The sequence below is a fragment of the Ruegeria sp. TASC047 genome (genome assembly GCF_059612445.1).
In genome coordinates, this window is record NZ_JBXWQP010000034.1 from 17,598 (window position 1) to 40,640 (window position 23,043).

The following is a 23,043-nucleotide window of genomic DNA, read 5'->3' on the forward strand; positions in this document are numbered from 1 at the left end:
CCATCGCAAAGTCCCCAATCCTGCCACGCACTAGACTGACCGTCGCATTCAACGATCTGGCAAAAGCTATGAAGAAGAGATCGCCCATCTTTTTTGCTCTGGTAGTCATCGTGGTTGCTGGCGCGGTTATTTACTCCGTCATCTCCCAAGACGGCGATCAATTGCCGAGTGGCTTCGTACAGGGTAATGGAAGGATTGAGGCAGAGCAGGTTGAAATTGCGCCAACGATCGCCGGGCGTGTTGCCAAAGTTCTGGCACCTGAAGGCGGCATGGTCGCCGCCGGTGATGTACTTGCCAGGATGGACATAGATGAACTGTCTGCAGCGCTGGACCGGGCAAAAGCCGAGGTAGCCTTGGCGCGCCAGACAAAAGCAGAAGCTGAAGCCTTGGTTCTGCAACGCCAAAGTGAGCAACGTCGGGCGGCGCAGGAACTTGAACGTGCTACAGCGCTACTGACCGGGAACAATATCTCTAAGACAGTTTTTGAGGAACGTGAAACCATCCACCAAGTTGCGTCTGCTGTGTTGGGTGCCGCCAAAGCCCGAGTTGCAACCGCAGAAAGCCGGATTGCCGCTGCAGAAGCCGAGGTGCGCAGGATTGAGGCGCAAATCGAAGACAGTTCCTTGCTGGCACCAATGCCGGGTCGCGTTCTTTATCGATTGGCAGAGCCGGGCGAGGTCGTCGGAGCGGGTGAACCGATCCTGACCCTTCTCAGTCTCGAGAACGTGTATATGGAAGTTTTCCTTCCTGCTCGGGAAGCCGGGCTGTTGCCGATTGGAGCCGAAGCTCGCATCGTGCTTGATGCTTTACCCGAATACGCCACACCTGCATATGTCAGCTTTGTTTCTCCCGAGGCGCAATTCACGCCCAAACAAGTCGAGACTCTGGATGAACGCGAGCAACTGGTCTTTCGTGTCCGCGTTCGTATCCCCCAAGACCTGGTTGAAAGCCGGATTGAACACGTAAAAACGGGCCTGCGCGGCATTGCCGTGATTCGGATCGATCCCACCAGCGCATGGCCCGAGGCGCTTGAACAGCCCATCCCGCAAGAGCTGTTCGAATGAATGCCACAGTCGCCTCGTCAGAGTTTCGAATTGCCGGTGTTACACACAGGTATCGAAAACACATCGCGTTGAACTCTGTAACCTTGGACCTTCCAACCGGACAGCTTGTCGGCTTCATTGGCCCAGACGGGGTGGGCAAGTCCACATTGCTTGGGTTGATCACCGGTGCAAAAAAGCTTCAATCCGGATCAATCGACGTTCTGGGCGGAGCGATTGATGAGCCCACTCATCGTAGACGCATATGCCCTGCGATCGCATTCATGCCGCAAGGTTTGGGTCGGAATCTCTATTCAGAACTGTCGGTACGCGAAAATTTGGAGTTCTTCTCGGGCCTTTTCGGACAGGGGCACGACGAGCGTGACGCCCGGATCACCGCATTGCTGACAGCGACCGCGCTTGCACCATTTGAGGATCGCCTGATGGGCTGGCTTTCTGGTGGAATGAAACAGAAGCTTGGCCTGTGCTGTGCGTTGATTCATGACCCCAAACTCCTGGTTCTGGATGAGCCAACAACCGGGGTTGATCCGTTGTCGCGTCGACAATTCTGGGCATTGATCGACGCTATCCGAACGGAAAACCCCAAGCTCTCTGTCCTTGTGTCTACAGCCTATATGGAGGAGGCCGAAGGCTTTGACTGGATCGTCGCGATGGACGCAGGTCGCGTCATCTTTCAGGGTAAACCCGCCGAATTGAAGCGTGCCGATAAGGACTTCGAAACTGCGTACCGACGCTTGCGGGCAGACGAGGCATCTGGTTCAGCGCCGGGTCAATCAATCGTTCGACAGATCAAAACGGATCCCGTGATTACTGCACGCGGGCTGACACGGCGCTTTGGCGATTTCATCGCCGTGAACAACGTTGATTTCTCGATCAATCGCGGAGAGATTTTCGGGTTTCTGGGATCGAACGGATGCGGAAAATCCACGACGATGAAAATGCTGACCGGTTTGCTGCCTGCAAGCTCAGGTGAGGCATTGTTATTCGGCAAACCCGTTGACGCCAGGGATCGAAAGGTGCGTCGCGAGATTGGGTACATGAGTCAGGCGTTTTCATTGTACGGTGAATTGTCAGTGTACCAGAACCTTCAGTTGCACGCCCGGATTTTCGCAATCCCTGACCGCGACGCGCGCATTTCGGAGCTGACGGAACGATTCGGACTCGGCACGCATCGTGATACCCTTGCGGCCGCCCTGCCCCTTGGGATCAAACAGCGCCTATCTCTGGCGGTTGCGATCATCCATCGCCCGCGTGTGCTGATATTGGATGAGCCGACATCCGGAGTGGACCCAGAGGCGCGAGATACGTTTTGGGCCTTGCTCGTCGAGTTGTCCCGACAAGACGCGGTAACGATCTTTGTCTCCACCCATTTCATGGCAGAAGCAGAACGATGTGACCGTGTTTCGTTCATGCACGCAGGCCAGGTCTTGGCAGAAGGCACACCAGCCGAATTGATCGCCGCCGAAAGCGCCGACAGCCTTGAGGCTGCGTTCATCTCAATTCTGGAGGCGGCAGAAAAACCGGCGCCGGTTGAAGCACCGAGAGTTGATTTGGCCACCAATTCCAAACACGTCGGTGGCAGTGTCGGGCGCGCACTGGCCTATACGCGACGCGAGGCCGTCGAGATGGCGCGCGACCCTGTGCGCCTTGCCTTCGCGTTTCTTGGGTCAGCCATTTTGATGTTGGTTTTCTGCTTTGGCATCACGCTTGACATTGATGAACTGGACTTTGCCGTTCTAGACCTTTCTCAGGGTCCTGAGAGCCGTTCCTATGCAACTGAGTTCGCGGGGTCGTCCTATTTCAAACCCACGCCGCCATTGGAAAGCGCTATGGAAGGCCACAACCGGCTCCAGGCAGGAGACGTTTCACTGGTCTTAGAGTTGCCACCGAACTTCGGTCGTAAGCTGCGCACAGGCGAGCCGACACAGGTCCTCGCGACAGTCGATGGTGCCATTCCGTTCAAAGGCGAGACCGTTGAAGGATATGTCGCGGGACTGCATCAGTCCTTTCTGGACGAACACGCCCGAAACACGGGGCAACGGGACTTCGAGATTGCCCGGATAGAACCGCGATTTCGCTACAATCAGAGTTTTGAAAGCATTGCAGCAATGGCCCCGGCCATGCCGGCGATTTTGCTTATCATGTTGCCGGCCGTCTTGACGGCGGTCAGTGTCGCGCGTGAGCGTGAGCTGGGATCTGTGGTGAATTTCTACGTAACACCGACAACCCGGCTCGAATTCCTGATTGGTAAGCAAATTCCCTATATTGCAATTGCTTTTGCAAACTTTCTGTTGCTCGCAGCGATGACCATTTTCGTCTTCGGTGTGCCGCTCAAAGGCGATCCCATTCCGCTAGCGATTGGTGCGTTTTTGTATATCTGGGCAACGACGTCCTATGGATTGCTGATTGCCACAATGACATCCAGCCAGGTGGCAGCGACATTTGCGACAGCCATCGCCTCGGTTGTGCCGACCATCCAGTTCTCGGGCCTGTTGCAGCCCGTTTCCACTTTGGAAGGGGGGGCTCAGTTCATCGGCTCGCTCTGGCCATCTTCCTATTTTCTGCACCTGAACGTCGGCGCGTTCACCAAGGGCTTAGGGTGGGAATCACTTGCCCCGGACATTCTTGCGCTTGCCTGTTTCGGTCCAGTGCTGACACTCGCCGCCGCCCTTTGCCTGCGCGCGCAGGAGAAGTGAATGCAGCGCCTTTTTTGCATATTCTGGCTGGGGTTGAAGGAAATGATGAGCCTGCGCCGCGATTGGGTGATGATGGCCTTGCTGGTCTGGTCATTCACGCTGGCTCCGATCATGGAAGCAACAGGCGTTGCAAGCTCGGTGAATAACGCCTCAATCGCATTTGCAGATGAGGATAACTCTCCATTATCGCGCACCCTTGCCACTGCGTTTTTCCCACCGGAGTTTCAACCGGTCGTGCAAATTGAACCGGGGACCGGCCCAGCGCACATGGATGCCGGGCGGTTTATCTTCATCGTTGCCATTCCTCCAGGTTTTGAAAAAGACCTGCGTGCCAGAAGCACACCAGAGATACAGGTTCTGATAGACGCCACGGCTATGGAGCAGGCAGGTATCGGCGCCAATTACATCACCAATATATTGAGCGCTGAAATCCATCGCTTTGCAGTTGGTGTCGACCTCGTAGATCCTACCGCAATCAATGTCATTCTGAGAAGTGCCTTCAACCCAAACAGAGATACGGTGCGTTTTGCGGGCATCGTTGCGCTGATCGGTCAGATCATGTGGCTCACGACCATCCTGACCGGCGCTGCCATGATCCGGGAGAGAGAGCATGGAACAATTGAGCATCTGCTCGCCATGCCTCTAACTCCGCTCGACATTGCGATGGCCAAAATCTGGGCCAATGCGGCCGTTGTTCTGATCGCTGCGGGGTTATCGCTGACTTTTGTCATGCAGGGTTCGTTGGACATTCGCATTGCCGGATCAAAGACACTGTTCCTATTTGGAACCGCACTTTTTCTGTTTACAGCTACGGCGCTTGGGGTATTTCTGGCGACGATCGCGCGCTCAATGGCGCAATTTGCGCTTCTGGTCATGCTGATTGTCCTGCCAATGCTGATGCTGTCCGGAGGGGAAACACCAGTCGAAGGGCAACCAGGCTGGTTGCAAGCCGGAACGCTGTTTCTGCCATCGCGCCACTATATGTCAGCCAGCCAAGCAATTGTTTTCAAAGGTGCTGGAATCGAAACGGTCTGGCCGGAATTCGTTTGGATGGCTGTGTTGGGTCTGGCCCTGTTGATGACAAGTCTGGTTATGTTCAGACGGTCAGTCGCCCAGATGAGTTGATATCAACCGACCGTGTACGTTGTGGACGGGCGTATTGTGAAACGACGGCGCGAATTACCCAGTGAATTTGATCTCGGTTAATGTGAGTGCACCTCTGGGTGTGGTAAACTTAATCACCGTCTTCTTTTCTAGGGAGAGTTCAAATGCCCACAAAATCAGCCGAAATCGAGACACAGGAAGCCCTTACCGACGTGTTGAAATCCATGCAGGGCATGATGTCCATGAACTCCGTGGTGACGCCGCAGATTGAGCAGTTTTGGAAAGCGCAGGACCACCTGCTGAGCGAGGCGGAGGAATACTCCCGCCTCTGGTTCAAGCGCCGCCATGAGGCTGCACGCACCGCGCTGCAAACTGCCCGGGAAGCTACGTTTGGCGACAACCCAGATCCAAGCAAAACGATGCAAGCCGTCGCCGAATGGCAACGCCATTCCATGGAACGAATGGTGGAAGACGCACGTGAATGGTTCGAAATGATGTCACGCTGTGCAAAATACGTAAGCGAAACAGAAGCAGACATCATCGGCGAAAACATGGAAGCTGCCTCCAAGGTCGCAGGCAAAGCCAAAAGCTGAGACCGACTAAACCCGTTTGACGCAGCCTTTCTTCGACGGGCGCGGTGCACTGTGACCCTCCAGGTGTCGCCGGCCAAACCGAGCGGCCACGATTGCGGAAGCGCTCTGACAGTTTTTCGTGTGTACCCAAACATGATTGAACATGCAAAGTTGGGACCAAGCGTTCGAGTTTGACGAAAATAAGTGCCCGGTGTTTTGGGCAATCTTTCGCCCCCCTTTCAGTTCCCACCTATCCCGCGCTGTGGTCTGGGACAATTTGGGTCAACGGGACAAACAAGCTATAATCTGGTCCGTTTCCGGTCTCCTGCGGGTTCGTTGTGGCATTTGGATAACCAGAGATCGGTCGGTTCGGAACAATTTGGTATGCGCAACTGTCAACTCGCCTGTGGCCAAGGCGTCTTCGATCAGGCACAGGTGCCCCATCAGTATTCCTGCGCCCGCCTTCGCCTCCTCTACGGCCAGACTGTAGAGGGAGAATTGAGCACCGCCCTTGGCACTATGCAGGTCATAGCCAGAGTGTTGGGCCCATTTGGTCCAATCTTCGTTCCACACCAGATCGTGCAGCAACGGTACGCCCAGAAAATCGTTTGCGCGGCAAACTTGGTCCTTAAGCGCCGGGGCACAAACCGGCACGATCTCGTCCGGGCAAACGACCACCTGATTGGCCGTGTCGTCCGGTGGAGCGAAGAAGATTGACAGGTCGAACAGTTCACGCCCAAGGCTCGGCGGCGCTTCCAGCGCAGTGACGGAAAAACTGATGTCAGGAAATTGAGATCGGATCTGGCGCAGCCTTTTGGGAAGCCAGAGCTGAGCAATGGCCGGTAAAGCAGCGATATGAAAATCTGCATTGGGTTTAAGGTTGCGCAACGCACGGGCCGCGTCGGCCAATTGGTCAAAAGCCCTGGTAAATTCAGCGACAAGCGACTGCCCCTCGGGCGTGAGTTCTACGCCTTGCGCGTTGCGCCGGAAAAGTGCTGCACCGGCCCAGCCTTCCAGCGTTTTGACGTGTTGCGAGATTGCACCCGGTGTGACGTTCAACTCTTCAGCCGCGGCGACAAAGCTGATGTGGCGCGCCGCTGCCTCAAAAGCGCGCATTGCGTTCAGTGGGGGCCCTTTGGGACGCTTTGGGGAAACGCTCATCACCTTAGCCTTAGTTTTTCTACGCCAAGAAATAACAAATCTGCTTTGCGAAGTCACGCAGCAGCAGTCACAGTGCACGAAACAGGAGGATGTCAGATGACACTTGCACATAGAGACTGGGTGCCCACCGCAAGCGAAACATTGGTTCAGAATATCGCGACAAAGACAGCATCGGCATCGTCTGGCGACCTATTGGACCGGATCGTGCATCTGGCAGAGGAAAACCGCCGTATTCACGAGGAAGAGTGTTTCAACCTCAACCCCGCGACCAATGTCATGAACCCCAAGGCCGAGGCGCTTTTGTCGTCGGGCATCGGGTCGCGGCCTTCGCTGGGCTATCCCGGTGACAAATATGAAATGGGGCTGGAAGCAATCGAAGAAATCGAAGTCATCGCGGCCGAGCTTTGTGCAGAGGTCTTTGATGCCCGATTTGCAGAGGTTCGTGTGCCGTCGGGCGCAATTGCAAATCTTTATGGCTTCATGGCGACCTGTAAGCCGGGGGATACAATCATTGCGCCACCCGCAAAGATCGGCGGCCATGTGACCCATCATACTGCGGGCTGTGCAGGGCTGTTCGGGCTGCGCACGATCGAGGCACCGGTTAACACAAATGGCTACACAGTCGATCTGGACCAACTGCGCGACCTGGCGCGGGCTGAGCGCCCCAAGCTGATCACGATCGGCGGAAGTCTGAACCTTTTTGAACACCCTGTTGCCGAGGTGCGGGCCATTGCGGACGAAGTTGGAGCGAAAGTCATGTTCGATGCCGCGCATCAGTGCGGGATAATCGCGGGGCGTGCATGGTCGAACCCGTTGAATGAGGGCGCGCATTTCATGACCATGAGCACTTATAAAAGCCTTGGTGGACCAGCAGGTGGATTGATCGTGTCGAATGATGTCGACATTGCCAAATCATTGGATGCAATTGCTTTTCCCGGGATGACAGCCAATTTCGATGCCGCCAAAACGGCCGCGCTTGCGGTTACCATGCTGGATTGGAAAGACTTTGGTCAGGCGTACGCGAACGAGATGATCGCACTGTCAAAAGCACTGGCCGCAGCGTTGGATGCGCAGGGTGTTCGCGTCTTTGAGGGTGCGGAAGGCTTCACCAATTCGCATCAATTCGCGGTTCTGGCAGAGCCCTATGGCGGAGGGCAGGCGGCATCGAAGAAGCTTCGCGAAAGCGGGTTTCTTTCGTGCGGCATCGGATTACCTGTCAAGCCGGTTGAAGGGGACTTGAATGGGTTGCGGATTGGCACTCCTGAATTGGTTCGCTGGGGCATGACCTCTCGAGATGCTGATCGCCTCGCCGATTTGATCACGCGAGGACTGGACGACGCGCCTGTCGCTTCGGAAGTCTCTGCCTGGCGCAGTGAATTCGACACGCTGCATTTCGTGAACTAGGCGCAAGCGGCCACCACATCCGCCCGGTCTGGTGGCTGCTCTTAACTGTTTTCCTGAATAATCGCGTCAATCCTGGCCAATGTAGCAGTGTTGACGGCGACACCTTTTTGACCAGCGGCAAGGCGACATGCACGGCGCCCATCTCCGGGCAGGTGCGCGCCGTCCTGATCTCTGATCGACGCGACCAGATCCGATATTGCGGTTGAAAAAAGCCCATTTGACGAAACCGCAGGGTCAATAGCGATGAAGAACTGCCCGGTTTTCGGTGGACCCCCGACTGTCCCCGAGAACGGAGAGGCATGCAGCCCAAGAGTAGATCCTGTCAAAGCGGCCGCCATGATTTCAGTCAGCAAAGCGATACCCACACCTTTGTACCCGCCGGATGGGGCCATGCTTCCTTTCAGACCGACATTCGGGTCTGTTGTCGGGTTTCCGTCCGGGTCCAGTGCCCAGCCGACCGGGATGGCCTTGCCTTCTCTGGCGTGTTTCATCACTTCGCTTTTGGCGATGGTGCTGGCGCTCTGGTCAATCAGCAACGCGGGTTGCCCGTCTGGACCCGGTACCGCAACAGAGAACGGGTTGGTGCCGACAACGGGCTTCGATCCACCCGAAGGTGCAATGGATGCAGGTGCATTGGTGAATCCAAGACCAACCAGACCCGCCTGCGCCAGTCGATACGTGTGATAACCCAACACACCGCAATTGTAGCTGTTGGTGATCGCAAGGGCCGCGATGCCCTGTTCGCGTGCCGCCGGGATCAATGCATCAAAGCCTAGATCAATGGCTGCATGTGCGAACCCGGTCGCAGCGTCTACGCGGATAAGGCCGGGGCGCGGGGTTTCCAGCGCCGGTACTGCCTGACCGTCGACTTTACCGCATTGTACATGTTCACAGTAAATCGGAATGTAAGCTAGGCCATGGCTGGCCACCCCATCCGCTTCGGTTGCCGCCGTGGCCACGGCCAAAGGGCGCGCGTTTTCTTCATTTGTGCCAGCGGCAACCAACGCGGTGAAGGACAGCTTTTCGATTTCGGCAAGCGACAGGGTTTGGGTCTCGGTCATCTGATGATCCTTCAGTCATTGTCCGACAGGCCGGAACCAGCGCCAAGCAGTCGGGATTCTTCAGTTGCAGGGGCATATGTACGGTGCGCCATGGAGTTGAGGATCTGCCACGCCTCTGCATTTGGGGCGGCACGGCTTAGCAGGGGGCGACCGTTTTGAATGTGGTCGCCCTCGGTTATCTCAACATGATCAGCGCGGTCCAAATTGCTGTCTGCACAGCTTAGATGAACACCATCAGTTGTCGCAGAATACCCGTCGAAGGTGACTTTTACGGTCGTTCCCAGCTTTTTGGCCCCCGCAGCGACAAAGGGCAGCAACAGCAGCGGTGCTGCGAGATTTGAAATGGCAATGGTGCCTTGGGACAGGACGGTCGGGGAATCCGATATCACAGCTCCGGTCATCAGGGGGCACAGGTCTTGTTCGCCAACCCATACTCCGTTCTGAAGCACAGGAATGTGGCGTTCCAGACAGGGCGCATATTCACGTTTGAGCAGTTGGGCCAGAATAGCGGGCCCGTCGAACCCTTGGGCGCTTAGCCAACGGGTGGCTTTTGCAGCCTCTTCCGCCACGCCCCAGGCATATCCGGCCCCGCGGGTTGCGCGTTTGGCGGTTGCTTCGACTTCGTTCAATGAAAAAGTCATTGCGCAACCTCCGGATAAACCCACAAATCTGCGTTCGCGGTATTTAGCTGATCAGGGTAGGGGGCGCCGGCATACATGCAGATGCGGACCCAGCGATCTGAACGAGGGTCGAAATGCGTCGCGCCAAAGAAGGACAGCTTTGCGCGCAACATATCGATGGGCATCACTTTCGCGCCGATTGTGTTGTCATGAATCTCACCATATGGCGCGATACGGCTGATTTGGGCGCGGCGCACGGTGTGGCGGTGCTCGGGGTGGCGCAAAAGAAACTCTGCTATCGGCGCATCATCCGGCCACTTTTGCAGAGCCCTGAAAGCCAGTGCCGCATCACGCGCGGGCGCGAGCGGTTGTTCATAGTCTGCAATTGGTTCTTCAAACCGTTCACCCAGTCGGGGTTCAAGTTTCTCTTCGGAAACGTACCAGGCGCGCGCGCAGTTTTTCGGATCATTCCAATCAAGATCCATCGCCCAGTCAAAACTGTTCCGGATCAAGGTACGCACCCCTGACACCGGCATTGTTCCATCAATAACCTGTGCAGCCGTGTTTGTGTCCGCCATGCAGCTGGACAGCCCATCCACGACATCTCCGTAAGGCTCAAGGATCAGCGAGGCCAGCAACTCCTGGCCTTCTTCGCTGAGCGCAGTTTCCGACCATCGGATCATGCGATCCCACGGATGGTCTTGTGTCAGGTCGTCTGTAGCCAGAAATACGTCGATCGAATTCAGGTCGTCCTTTAGCGCAGCGAGTTTTTCAACCTGTATCGGGTGTTCAGATTGCCACCACGCGATTGACTGTTTGCTGCGCGCGAATACGTCGCGAAAGACGCGCGCGTCTTTTTCGGTCGCTGTCTTAATTGACCGCACACGCGAGATGGCCTCTTCCCGCGCCATGATCCAGTTGTTGAACAGAACGGGATGGTTCACGATGAACGGCGCCATTCCCAGTCCCGTGGAATTTCCGATGCCCAGCCAGCGTGCGATTTCAGGATCAAGCTCGGCGGTTTGATCCCCACCTTTGGTCTGCGCCATATATTGCACCAGATCGCGTACAAAAACCCGGGTCAGGTACACCGACATCATTTCGATCTGGAAGGGACCGCTGACCTCATCCCGGTCCGCCGTTTTCTCACGATCCGCAGCGCCGAATTTGCCCGACCCGTAAACAGCCGTGGTCCTCATCAGATAGCCGACCTGATAAATCTGTTCCAGGTCCGGTTGTTGGCCCGCAGCCAGACGATCCACCACATGAGCCCAGAGTCGCACGGAACGGTTGGCGCGTGACAGTGACAATTCGGTTTCGCTGACACGCCCTGCCTCTTGCAGCGGTACGTTCCGCGACAGCCGATCAATGTCTTCTGGCGTCGGGATACCATCGAACAGCGCAAAGGTGGCGTCCCAGGCTTCGGCAATAACCCGGTCTGACCGTTGATCGGCAGGCAGGTCATGGGCAAATGCAACCAGCGAATAGGCGCGATCGGGGCCTTGTGCGGTATAGACCGCATGGCCGACACCTTTGTCGTCAATTTCGAACGCAGGTCGCGAAAAGCTCCAGTTTTCATCGGCCATGCGGCGTGTCAGTTGCCGCATAAAGCTGAGCCGGCATTGATGCAATGATCCCAGCCGTGACAGCCGCATGACCGTAGCGGGGTCACGTCTGGCGATCTCTGTCTGCGCGTGTGGTTCCATTTGGCTACCTTTGTGGGACGAAGTTCTCGGCAAAGAACCGATACCAGTTCCTGCCCATGATCCCGGCCACTTCGTCATCGTTCAGGCCGGTCGCGCGTAACCCTTGTTCGATGTTTCCAAAGTCTCGGTTGTCCTGAAACCAGCCCGGCATTGGTGGAAACCCTGGAGCCGAGGCCGAGCCTTCGCCATAGTCGATTTCTTTTGTCCACCGCCCTACACGCATCCATTCAACGATACTGTCAGGCTGATCCTGGCACAGGTCAGTGCCGATCCCCAGATGTTCGGCCCCGTATTTGTCCGCAGTGCGGGCGATCATCTCGCAAAAGCTTCCCAGCGTGCAGTCAGACTTGTCCTTCAGGTGGTGAGGGTAGACCGAAAAACCTAGAATCCCACCGTTTTCCGTCACGGCGCGGATGACATCATCTCGCTTGTTGCGCAAGGCCGGGGACCATTCGTGCGGATTGGCATGCGTGATTGCGATGGGCCTGTCTGAGAGTTCAGCCGCCTCGATTGTTGACCGGTCAGCCGAATGGCTCATGTCCACCACAAGGCCCACGCGGTTCATCTCTTTGATCACCTGTTTGCCCATTCGGGTGATGCCGGTGTCTTCGGCCTCATAACAACCGGTCGCCAGCAGGGATTGGTTGTTATAGGTCAGTTGCATGAACCGCGCGCCCAGATCGTGCAGGATTTCAACCAGCCCGATGTCGTCTTCGATGGGCGACGGGTTCTGAAACCCGAAAAACACGGCGGTCCGGCCTGTTTCACGGGCTGTGTCGATATCACTGGCCCACCGGCCTTTCATGATCAGATCCGGATATTGCTCGAACCAACGGTTCCATTTCTCGAAATTCAGAACCGTTTCGCGGAAATTCTCATGATAGGAGATGGTGACGTGGATCGCGTCCACGCGCCCTTCGCGCAATTGCCGAAAGATCTTTTCCGACCAATTGGCGTATTGCAGCCCATCGATCCGCATCAGACCGGGCCTGCGCTGATATAGGCGGTTTTGACCGTCGTATAGAATTCAGCCGCTGCCTTACCCTGTTCGCGTGGACCATACGAGCTGTCGCCCCGGCCACCGAAAGGCACGTGGTAATCGGTGCCAGCGGTGGGCAGGTTGACCGTCACCACGCCTGTGCGCGCGTTGCGGCGGAAATGGGTGGCGCGGGCCAGCGACTTTGTCACGATGCCCGAGGTCAGGCCGAAATTGGTGTCGTTGACCACACTCAGCGCCTCGTCATAGCTGCCGACCTTGATGACGGATGTCAGGGGCGCAAACATTTCTTCGCGGTTGATGCGCATGTCGTTGGTGGTGTTCAGAAACACGCCCGGCGACATGTAGAACCCGTCATGAGGCATCTCCAGGCGCTGACCGCCACAGGCCAGCTCGGCGCCTTCGGACTTGCCCAGATCGACATAGGCGAGGTTTTCATTCAACTGCTGCTGGCTGACCACGGGGCCCATCTGCACGCCTGCTTCCAGTGCGTGACCCACTTTCATTGCCTGCGCACCGGCAACCAGTTTCTCGACAAAGGCATCGTGGATGCCCGCGTGAACCACCAGCCGCGACGAGGCGGTGCATTTCTGACCGGTCCCGCCAAAGGCCCCGCCCAGTGCCAGCGTCACTGCCAGATCCAGATCGGCGTCGTCCATCACCGCCAGCGCGTTTTTGGATCCCATTTCCATCTGAACCTTGGTCAGGTTCTGGATTGCTGCGGCGGCGATGCCTTTGCCCACGGGCACCGATCCGGTGAAGGAAATCGCATTGACCTTGGGGCTTTCCACCAGACGTTGCCCGACCGAACGGCCCGAGCCCATCACAAGGCTGAACAGACCTTTCGGAATATCCTGCCGTTCGATGATTTCAGTCAGGGCCACAGCCGAGGCGGGGGTGATGTTGGCAGGTTTCCACACAACCGCGTTGCCATAGCACAGCGCCGGGGCAATCTTCCACGAGGCCGTTGCAGTGGGGAAGTTCCACGGGCTGATGATTGCGACAACGCCAACAGCTTCGCGGCGCACGTCCACCTCGATATCGGGGCGTACGGAATCGGCGTTCTCACCGATCTGGCGCAGGCACTCGGCGGCGTAATATGTGAAGAACTGACCGGCGCGGTAAACCTCGCCCTTGCCTTCGGCCAGCGGCTTGCCTTCTTCGCGGCTCAGCAATGTACCCAGCTCTTCGGCGCGGGTCATCAATTCGTTGCCGATGGCGTTCAGGACGGCCTGTTTCCGCTCCAACCCGTAGGCGGCCCATTCTGCCTGCGCGACGCGCGCCTGATCCAGCGTCGCCTCAAGCTGATCGGCGCTGGCTTGTGTGAACATGCCAACCAGATCGCTTAGATCCGAAGGATTGCGGTTTTCAATTTCGCTTTCGCCCGCCAGCCATTCGCCGGCAATCAGGTTCAGTTTGGTCACGTCAGGCCCCAAATTCGCAAATTTCGATTTGGGTCAGGATGGAACTTTCGGCTAACATCAGTCAAACTCAAATAACTTTAGGAAACTTCAGAAAGTTTGAAGTATGGCGATGAAAGTCGAGATGCTGCGGTGTTTTTGTACCGTGGCCCAAACTGGAAACCTTGCCGAGGCTGCTGGCCGTCTGGGTCGGACACAATCCGCCGTCTCAATGATGCTGAAGCAGTTTGAAGATCATCTGGGCAAGAAACTATTTGAAGGTGAACGGAAAAATCACCTGTCGCCGCTGGGTCAGCAGGTTCTGGACCTTGCTCTCAAACAGGTGCGCGATTTTGATCAGACTGTTCAGAACATAGAAATGGCGGCGCAGGCGGAACATGGGTTGATCCGTATCGTATCCGTGCCGTCGGTGGGGGCCTTGGTCTTTCCCGCCTTGCTGGGACATATGACATCACGCTTTCCGGGGTTGAAGATCGAGTTGCGAGACGGGGATTCGCAACAGGTTCTGGACGCCGTCGCCGGGGACAAGGCGGATATCGGCATTGCATCCGGCCATCATCCCCTGAATGGGGTCAGTGCCGAGCCGCTTTTTCAGGATCGTTTTGGACTGGTTGCAGCATCCGATCATCCGCTTATGACACGGGCCAAACCGCCCGAAATCTGTGACCTGATGGCGGCACCCTTCGTGCGAAACGCCTTGTGCGACATTATTGAATCCTCCTCGTTTAAAAAGATTCTGGACCGGGCCGAGGTCACCATTCACAACACGCATTCGCTGATCACAACGGTCAGGGCAGGCGAGTGGATCACGGTCCTGCCGCAGACCGTCGCGCAATTCATCCCGGATGCGGTCGCCTTTCGCCCGATTTCAGATTTGCCAGACAAGCGAGAGGTATATCTTTACCGCCGGGAAAGAGCCCGCTTCCGCGAGATCACCCAGACGTGCTGTTCGTATATCCTGTCGAGCGGTTTTGGAAATGCTGGCTTGGTGCAAGAACGAGCACCGGGTTAACCCTGCTCAAAATCACAAATTAATTTGGTTTTAGCAGACTCGAAGCGGTGCACATGCTAGGTTCCAGGATGAAGTGGGGACTTCAGAGGGGCAACATGTCTCAGGACCTGAGGGGCTGGCTGAGCGCAATTGGATTAAACGAGTACGCGCAGGCCTTCGCAGACAACAAAATCGATTTCTCCATCCTGCCTGATTTGACGGCCGAGGATTTGATCGAAATCGGGGTGACGGCCGTCGGTGATCGGCGGCGGCTACTGCGCGCCATTGAACAGATTGATGCCAGCCAAACATCAGTAGAGCCTGAACCTGCCGCGCAGCTCGAGCCCGCGCGCCGACAGGTTACAGTGATGTTTGCCGATCTGACCGCATTCACGAAACTATCCAGCGAGCTGGATGCAGAAGATCTGCATGCGCTGCTGAATCAATTCTTCAGCAAAGTGGACAATGTCGTCGAAAAGTATGGTGGTCGTATAGACAAGCATATCGGTGATGCGGTCATGGCCGTTTTTGGAGCGCCGATTTCGCATACCAATGACACCGAAAGGGCGGCGCGTGCTGCTGCCGAGATACATGCAGTTCTACCGACCTTGTCGCCGCCGCTTTCCTGCCACATCGGTATTGCGTCAGGTCAGGTCATTGCCAGTACGACCGGAAGTCAGTCGCATACGGAATACACCGTTACAGGGGATGGGGTGAATCTGGCGTCCCGCCTTACGGATATTTCCGCTGGGGGTGAGACACTGGTTTCACATGACATTCAGCGCGCATTGGGGCCGCTTTTCGTGGGCGAATCCATTGGTGTGAAGGCCATCAAAGGGCTGAATGATCCCGTCGAAGTTTGGCGTCTGGATCGATTGGCCCGGAACATTCGCACACGGCGTCACAAATTCATCGGGCGCGAGCGGGAGCTGTCGGTGTTCTCGGCCACATTCGACCGATGCAAACGCCACGGCAAGGGTGAAGTCCATGTGATTCTGGGTGAGCCCGGGATCGGGAAAACCCATTTGTCCGAGCAAGTCGCTGAACTGGCATCCGGCCAGTCCTACACGATCCACAACGGCGTCGTGATGGATTTCGGCGCGCGCGAAGGGCATTCGGCCATTCAGATGGTCGCCCGCAGCATTCTGGGTCTTGGCCCGTCAGACGGCGCGGAAACGGGTGCCGCAGCGGCCAGGGAGACAATCGCCAGGGGCTGGGTCAGCCCGCCGAACGCCGCGCACCTCAATGCGCTGCTTGAACTGGAGCAGGATTCGGGACTGGCCGAGGTGTTTGCGGTGATGGACAACAAGACCCGCCTGCGCGGACGGCGGCAGGTCATTGAAGAGTTGCTGTCGGCCTGCAGCCAGGAAGCCCCCCTGCTGATCCAGATCGAGGACATCCACTGGGCTTCGCCCGAGACCCTGATGACCTGCTCTCATATTGCGGCGGCAACGCGGGATATCCCTTGCGTGTTGATGATGACCAGCCGGGCCGAAGGCGACCCGATTGACCGGGATTGGCAAATGGCAACCGATGGCGCGCTGGTATCCAAGATGGAACTGGCGCCGATGGGCGAGGAACAGGCCAGACTGTTGGTCGAAGAATTCACGGCCATCGACCCCGAGTTGCTGGACACCTGCGTCAAACGCGCCGGGGGCAATCCGCTGTTTCTTGAGCAGTTGTTGCGCAATACGGATGTGCTTACACAGCAAAGCGTGCCTGGCAGTATTCAGGGGATCGTTCAGTCCCGACTGGATGCACTGGATCGAACCAGCCGCTCCGCCATTCAGGCAGCATCGGTACTGGGGCAACGGTTCTCTGCAGAAGTGCTGAACTTTATTCTGGGTGAAGGGCATCTGGATACGACCAACCTGATCCGATCCGCGCTGGTCCGAGAGGCGGGGCCTGACCTCATGTTTGCCCACGCGCTGATCAGGGATGGATCCTATGCAACGTTGGTCAAATCCGAGCGTGCGCGCCTGCACAGGCAGGCCGCCAAGTGGTTCGAGGATCGCGATGCGACCTTGTGCGCACAACATTTGGACCGGGCAGGGGCGAATAACGCCGCACAGGCGTATTTGGAAGCGGCGGACAAACTGATCCAGGCCTTCAGGTTCGACGATGCCAGCCCATTGATCGAACGTGCCCTGGAACTGCCGTCCCCTGCAGGTGTCCGGTTCGATCTGCTTTGCGCACGGGCTGAAACGCACAGGCTTCAGGGTCTGTCCGGCGACGCACTGCGTGAATTTCGGGAAGCTGCCCGTGTTGCCGAAACCGATGAGCAAATAAGCCGCGCGCATATCGGGCTTGCGCAGGCTGCGCGGCAAGCCAGCCTGTATCAGGACGCGCTAGAGGCGCTCGATCTGGCTGAATCCGCCGCCGAGCGTTGCGGGTCAGAGCGGGATGTGGCTCAGATCAACTACGTGCGCGGTAATGTCTATTTCCCACTGGGTCGGGACAAGGAAGCGCTAAGCGCCAATGAACGCGCCCTGACGCTTGCCCGCAAACTTGGCTCTGCCCGCCTTGAGGTAGGGGCGCTAAGCGGATTTGGTGATGCAAACTTCATGAAAGCCACCATGAAGACAGCGACAGGCTTTTACACGCAGGCTGTTGAGCGGGCGCGCGAAAAAGGGCTGGTCCGCGATCTGGCTGCCAATCTGCACAATCTAAGCGTGGCGCGCAGCTACACCGGGGAGGTCGCACAGGGCAAGGCGGATGCCATCGAGGCTATTGAAGTCTCGCAAAAGTACTTTGCCTTTGTTCCGGAATGCGTTGCACAGACCTGCCTGGGCGTGGCCGAGACCTTTCTGGGCAACCTCGATCAGGCGCTGGACGCTTTCAGTGTTTCAGCTGAAATTGCGGAACGCGTCGGGGCAAAAAGACTCGAGGCGCAGGCCCTTGAACATCTGGCGCGAACACAGGTTTATGCCGGACAGTCAGACCGCGCGCGTACGGCCGGTCGTCGCGCGGTTGAAATCGCGCTTGAACATGGGCGGAACTTTGTAGGACCCAAAGCTCTGTCGGCTCTGGCAATGGCCGAGACAAACCCTGATGAGCAAATGCGCTTGTTAAACCTGGGGTCTGAAATCATTGCCGAGGGATGTGTGGGGCACAGCCACTTGCATTTTTACTCGGACGCCTGCGCCGTCATGCTGGCGCGCGGCGATTGGGACTCAGCTCTTGAATATGCGGATGGGCTTGCAGCCTTCACGACCTCCGAGCCTTTGCCAATGGTCGATCTGTCCATTCGTCAAACACGCCTGCTGGCTGAAAGCGGACAGCAAAACACTCAGCCCAAACAACACGGGGGGTATGCCGATCTGACAACGCAGTTTACCGCTATGGGTATCACGCAATCCCTTCTGGGTTCAGTGGGGTTTCTGGTTGATTAGGTGACACGGCAGGAGGCTGAATGAGCGTCGAAAGAAAGGTGTGGCTGATTTCTGGCTTGTTGACCCTTGGGCTGGCCGGTCTGTTGCTCAGGCTTTGGATCGACTTGAACCATTTTGAGGGCGACCCAACGCAGCTTCCGGATCAGGCATCAGTGGATGCCTTTCTGGGTGAGCTGGGCTCGGCACCAGATTTCCGCGTCAAAACGGGGATCTTCATCAAATCGTTCAGCTTTCTTGGTGCCAGCGATGTTCAGGTCACTGGCTACATCTGGCAGCACTACATCGACGGTGAACATGACAGGATCCGCCCAGCCGAGGGTGAGATCGGTTTCCTTCTGCCCGAAGCGGTCGATACAGCAAATGGTCTGATCGAAGAGGCCTATCGGCTACCGCAAAAGGATGGCCTGCTGATCGGGTGGTACTTTGAACAAACCCTTCGTCAGAGCTTTGACTACACCCGTTACCCCTTTGATCACAAAACGGTCTGGGTGCGCTTCTGGCCCGCATCTTTTGACATCAATGTTGCGCTGGTTCCCGACCTTGAGGCTTATACCGCGACCGGGCCGGATGATATTTTCGGCATCGACAGTCAGATCGTGATGGGCACGTGGGAACGTGAGAACACATATTTCGACTATAAACTGTCAAACCTGGATACGACGTTGGGCATCGCACAGAACGCCTATCAAACCATTATGCCCGAGCTACATTATAACTTCGTCATCAAACGCAATTTCGCAAACGCGTTCATCGTGCACATGGTCCCGCTGCTTGTCGTGACAATGCTGCTGTTCGGAGCGCTGATGACCGTCACAAGCCGCGAGGGGCTGGCCGATCGGCATGACTTCAGCACCTCCAGCGTGATCGGAACCTGCTCGGTTCTGTTTTTCGTGATCCTGCTGGCCCATGTGCAACTGCGTGAAGGGTTTGCGGGCTCTCCTGTGATCTACATGGAGTCGTTCTTTTTCCTGATGTACTTCATGCTGTTGGCAGTTTCGGTCAATACATACCTGTTTGCATCCGACGTTGAGACGTCGTTTCGGATCATCCACTATCGGGACAACCTTATTCCCAAGGCCGGGTTCTGGCCGTTCGTGCTGCTTTGTATGGTGGTGATCACGGCCTATAACCTTAGCTCCAAGGAAAGCCCGAAACCGCCACCAGTCAGCACAGTTGAACACTAGATTGCTGGCTCAAATCCGGGCTTGGGCTCACCCTGCGCCATATCCAGCGTGTAGTCGCTGATGACTTCTGATTTTCCGTCACGCCAGTTTTGCAGGTATTTTTCAGGATCGGCGATCACATAGGCGTAAGCGGGTTTCATCACCCCATCCACGATCACGTTGATCTTTTTGCGGATATAGACGTTCTTGGACGAGCCCGGACCATGATAACCTTCCAGCTTGTCCAGTTCGTGCAGGCCCGATTCCGTCACTCGGTAAACCTCTCCGCTTACTTGTTTGCCCATGCCCTGCTGATCGACAAGAGTCGCCATTCGGTGCAGGAAGCCACAGTTCGGATTGTCGCAGAACGGTTCATTTGGAACGATTAGCGGCATTGGTTGACGCGTGCGGGCGGGCCCGACAAAGTCATTCAAAACCCGGCTGTGTGCCTCATGGTTCGGGAACCCCTGTTTCAGGGAACCGTATGTGAAATACAGATAGGTGGGTTCCTGAACGGCAATAAAGGTTTCGTCACGTCCCTGTTCCGCATCTTTTATCTTAAGGTTGTGATCCTGCGCCCAAGCATCCAGCATGGTCCGGATTTCGGGCGCGATATCCATGCCCTGAACAAATTCAATGCACGAGGTTGCATCCATGCCTTTGGCGCGCAACAGGATGTCGACCATCCTTGGGGCTTTGTTCATCACAGCCACATGCAATGCCGTGAAACCGTGGTCGTTGACGATATTGACGTCGATATCGCGGTCAATCAAATCCTGTGCCGCTTCATAGTCTGGCTTGCCCAGATCGTGACCGCCTTCGTTCAATTCTCCTTCGCCACCGGCCGCATAATGCAGCAATGAATCGCCGTGGGCCTCGTCCACGATATTGATGCCCACGACACCTTCATCGATGGCGCGGAACACACGTTTCCATTCATTGATATCATCAGCGGCGGCAGCCTCTCGGGCCCATTTGCACACGCGGTATTTTTGGTCGTCCAGTTCTTCGAACGCTTCGCCCAGTGCTTCCATGATCTGGTCAGGTGTGGCCATCATGCCAATCCCCATCCGACCGTTTGACAGCCGGCCTTCCCGGGGACCTATGAAATCAATGCCCAGTGTCTTCAGTCTTGCGACATTGTTCTGGGTGGTGATGTTGTTCCACATATTCGTGTTACAGGCCGGGCACAGGATCACGGGCTTCTTCTGGTACTGCCATGCCACAAAGACCGAGGTCAGAAGGTTATCGGCGATCCCGTTTGCCACTTTGCCCATGGTGTTGCAGGTGATAGGAGCGACGATCACGCAATCGGCCCAGTCGCATAGCGCCAGATGAGACGCTCGCACCGGCATGTCGAATTCCATGTAACGGAAGTTCCATTCATCATCGTCGCGGTAATAGTCGTTATGGGTGATCTTGGCGTCGATCCGTTCAGCGCCGAAGTCCCGAAAGAACTTTTCGGCCGAAGTGGAAGGGATCAGTTTGACATTGTGTCCGGCGTCGACGATGCGCTCAACCAGTTCGGGTATCTTGTCTGCCGCTGATGATCCGCAGGCACAAAGCAGCACGTTGCGTTTGCCGCTGCTTACCTCGTTCATCACACCTTTGGGATAGCCGAACATGTTCTTGTTCAGGCTGGGCGTCTCTTCAAGCTTGGAAACGGGAAGACCCGCTTCGATCATGCGGCCCTGAAGGTGACCCGCCTTGATCATGTCCACAATGTCTTCCAGCTTTTCGCCTTTGCTGATGCATTGGCCTTGGAAAAACAGGTAGGGAACTTTGGGTTTTTCACCTAAAGATATCAGCTGACGTCGCATCTTTATCGCGTTGGGGTCGCGACCGCCCACATCCACCTGCTTTACGCTGGTCGCACCGATGTTCGAAAGAACACTTCTGAGCATGTAGGACCATGGGTCTTCATCTTCATAAAACAGAACCATGGGGTTGTTCCGGATAATGCTGGTGACATCTCCGGGGTCTTCGGGCGGCTCAACCGTTTCGATCACCAGCAACGCCGGGTTTTCCAGATCGCGCAGGCCGCGGAAGATGTTGCCGCGAGGGGCTTGCCAGACCTGTGACGTTGCGGGGCTCATGTCGACGATCGTCACAAGGTCTGTTGCTTCATCATATGCGATACAGAGGCACCAGAATTCTTCGAGCAACGCGGTTTCCCGGTAAACGTTTACTGGTGGGCGGATGGCTTCGATCCCGGTGACCCGATTAAAGTCGATATTGATCATCAGGTGACGGTCCGTAATGGCGTCCAGGCCCTGAAGTTGCATCTTGAACCAGTCTTCGGGGGTATCGATTGATGTGTCCTCGCGCGTTCCGAAACTGCGAAGTGAACTGCTCAAGTGCACGTTTTCGGACCCGTTCAGGTATTTCTGGGCCATGTCGTGCATGTCCGCGGCCGTGGCCACCCGTGAGACAACATCCGTGAAAGAGGCTTCGGTGGCCCGCAGCAGCTCGTCTTCGTCCACCTTGTCGTCGCCGTGAATGGCGAGGCTTTCCACCAAAACACCCAAGGAGTTCATGTTCGGAGTGGCGCGGCGGAACAGGTTGCGCCGTTTCTTTGGGTCTTTTGCCAGATAGAGTGTACTGTCGACATAGTTGCATCGTTGCTTGAATGTCTTCAGATGCGTCTTGACCGCGGCACGCGCCGAGAAGCGCAAAATGCCACGCGACCGCATCGAGGTTCCATCACGGTCCGACATCGCCTTCCAAAGCCGGTCTGCGGTTGTAACCCAAAGCTTGCCGTATTTTTCAGGATGTACGTCCATCATGTGCACCAGCCCAGTGCTTGGGTTGCACTTGGCGATGACGGCAAAATGCCCGCCCGGCATATTCGCTTTGCCATGGGCGACGCCGACCTGAAAATTCGCCACCAGAATATCGTTGTCACCACCCAGCCGGTTGGACTCGTCAATCGCATCCAGCAACAGCTGCACGTTTGTCGTGTCCTCGTCCATGAAATAGGCCTGAACCTGAACCCTGTCCCGCAGGCCCTGCGAATGAATGTAGGTACACGCGACGTCAAACAGCTCACCCAGTGAGATACCGTCATTGACGACGAAAGACGAAGGCAGCGCGCATTCACGGAAAATGTCGTTCACTTCGCAACTGAAGCCCAACGCGGACATGCTGAGGGCGGCAGCCGTCACGCTGCAACAATTGATCGGCTGCTGGAAATTCTGCAATTGAACACTGACCAGATCGCCGAACATCGTGGCGAAGCAGGGTTGCCGGATTTCCTCTGGTATCTGACGCCAGTTCTCGCTGGACAGAAAAGCCAGCCGCGATCCGTCCAGCGCAAGCGCTTCGAGGCTGACGGGAATGTCCGATATCTGAAGGTGCTCTTCATAGAAATGGTCACCGACATCCGCGCTGGCCAAAGGATTTCCATTCTGCCGCAACTGAACCACACCGCGCAGAACAACATACATGCCGCTTGCTGGCAGAACCGTGTTGTCGGTCACCTCGATACATTCGAAATGAGGGTTAATAACTGACGGGTCGGCAATCTTGGCCTCGCCCGGCAGAACCTTGTATATCAGCTTCCAGTCTGCGTCATTTGGGATATATGATCTGGACGTTTCAATTTGATCTATAAGCACAACTGTTCCCCCCGAAGTTGCGTTTCAAATGTCTATTTGCGGCCAGCCGGGGCTTTCGGGTTTTGCGATGTGCAGAT

Annotated in this window: 15 protein-coding genes; 8 read left to right on the forward strand and 7 right to left on the reverse strand. The window is 56.4% G+C overall.

Annotated features, from left to right (window positions below):
• Positions 1–68 precede the first annotated feature (68 nt).
• The 4 genes from AC2FLO_RS13500 (at position 69) to AC2FLO_RS13515 (ending at position 5,454) form a co-directional block, all read left to right on the forward strand.
• Positions 69–1,064: an HlyD family secretion protein gene (locus AC2FLO_RS13500; protein WP_496753733.1), complete on the forward strand. Its 996-nt coding sequence runs from the start codon at positions 69–71 to the stop codon at positions 1,062–1,064.
• On the forward strand, positions 1,061–3,757 hold the full coding sequence (gene rbbA / locus AC2FLO_RS13505) for a ribosome-associated ATPase/putative transporter RbbA (RefSeq protein ID WP_496753731.1): 2,697 nt from the start codon (positions 1,061–1,063) through the stop codon (positions 3,755–3,757). The genes AC2FLO_RS13500 and rbbA overlap by 4 nt, the downstream gene beginning before the upstream one ends.
• The gene (locus AC2FLO_RS13510; protein ID WP_496753729.1) at positions 3,758–4,882 is read left to right on the forward strand and encodes an ABC transporter permease; all 1,125 of its coding nucleotides are present in this window, start codon (positions 3,758–3,760) and stop codon (positions 4,880–4,882) included.
• A 143-nt stretch (positions 4,883–5,025) separates the two neighbouring features.
• A complete protein-coding gene (locus tag AC2FLO_RS13515) occupies positions 5,026–5,454 on the forward strand; it encodes a phasin family protein (protein ID WP_496753728.1) in 429 nt (142 codons plus the stop codon).
• Between the two features lie 261 nt (positions 5,455–5,715).
• Here the strand turns inward: AC2FLO_RS13515 and AC2FLO_RS13520 are convergent, their stop codons facing one another.
• Positions 5,716–6,594, reverse strand: coding sequence for a LysR family transcriptional regulator (locus tag AC2FLO_RS13520; RefSeq protein ID WP_496753726.1), 879 nt, complete (start codon positions 6,592–6,594; stop codon positions 5,716–5,718).
• Between the two features lie 96 nt (positions 6,595–6,690).
• On the opposite strand from AC2FLO_RS13520, the gene glyA reads away from it, so the two are divergent.
• Complete coding sequence (glyA, locus tag AC2FLO_RS13525) at positions 6,691–7,998, forward strand: serine hydroxymethyltransferase (protein ID WP_496753724.1); 1,308 nt, start codon at positions 6,691–6,693, stop codon at positions 7,996–7,998.
• A gap of 41 nt (positions 7,999–8,039) precedes the next feature.
• On the opposite strand, the gene AC2FLO_RS13530 is transcribed toward glyA, so the two are convergent.
• Genes AC2FLO_RS13530 through AC2FLO_RS13550 form a run of 5 tightly spaced genes read right to left on the reverse strand, consistent with a single transcriptional unit; the run spans position 8,040 to position 13,806 of the window.
• Complete coding sequence (locus AC2FLO_RS13530; protein WP_496753723.1) at positions 8,040–9,059, reverse strand: Ldh family oxidoreductase; 1,020 nt, start codon at positions 9,057–9,059, stop codon at positions 8,040–8,042.
• An 11-nt stretch (positions 9,060–9,070) separates the two neighbouring features.
• A complete protein-coding gene (locus tag AC2FLO_RS13535; RefSeq protein ID WP_480900083.1) occupies positions 9,071–9,700 on the reverse strand; it encodes a DUF3726 domain-containing protein in 630 nt (209 codons plus the stop codon).
• Entirely contained in the window at positions 9,697–11,385 is a 1,689-nt protein-coding gene (locus tag AC2FLO_RS13540; protein WP_496753721.1) for a hypothetical protein, read from the reverse strand. Before AC2FLO_RS13540 ends, AC2FLO_RS13535 begins: the two co-directional genes overlap by 4 nt.
• A gap of 4 nt (positions 11,386–11,389) precedes the next feature.
• Complete coding sequence (locus AC2FLO_RS13545) at positions 11,390–12,364, reverse strand: membrane dipeptidase (protein WP_480587366.1); 975 nt, start codon at positions 12,362–12,364, stop codon at positions 11,390–11,392.
• Positions 12,364–13,806, reverse strand: coding sequence for an aldehyde dehydrogenase family protein (locus tag AC2FLO_RS13550; protein ID WP_496753719.1), 1,443 nt, complete (start codon positions 13,804–13,806; stop codon positions 12,364–12,366). The genes AC2FLO_RS13545 and AC2FLO_RS13550 overlap by 1 nt, the downstream gene beginning before the upstream one ends.
• Before the next feature lie 103 nt (positions 13,807–13,909).
• On the opposite strand from AC2FLO_RS13550, the gene AC2FLO_RS13555 reads away from it, so the two are divergent.
• From AC2FLO_RS13555 to AC2FLO_RS13565, 3 genes are all read left to right on the forward strand, one after another.
• Positions 13,910–14,815: a LysR family transcriptional regulator gene (locus AC2FLO_RS13555; RefSeq protein ID WP_496753717.1), complete on the forward strand. Its 906-nt coding sequence runs from the start codon at positions 13,910–13,912 to the stop codon at positions 14,813–14,815.
• 95 nt (positions 14,816–14,910) lie between these two features.
• Positions 14,911–18,186, forward strand: coding sequence for an ATP-binding protein (locus AC2FLO_RS13560; protein ID WP_496753716.1), 3,276 nt, complete (start codon positions 14,911–14,913; stop codon positions 18,184–18,186).
• A 20-nt stretch (positions 18,187–18,206) separates the two neighbouring features.
• On the forward strand, positions 18,207–19,370 hold the full coding sequence (locus tag AC2FLO_RS13565) for a hypothetical protein (RefSeq protein WP_496753714.1): 1,164 nt from the start codon (positions 18,207–18,209) through the stop codon (positions 19,368–19,370).
• Here the strand turns inward: AC2FLO_RS13565 and AC2FLO_RS13570 are convergent.
• Positions 19,367–22,966 carry a flavoprotein gene (locus AC2FLO_RS13570; RefSeq protein ID WP_496753712.1) on the reverse strand — a complete coding sequence of 1,200 codons (3,600 nt, stop codon included), beginning with the start codon at positions 22,964–22,966 and terminating at the stop codon, positions 19,367–19,369. The genes AC2FLO_RS13565 and AC2FLO_RS13570 overlap by 4 nt on opposite strands.
• Between the last annotated feature and the right edge of the window lie 77 nt (positions 22,967–23,043).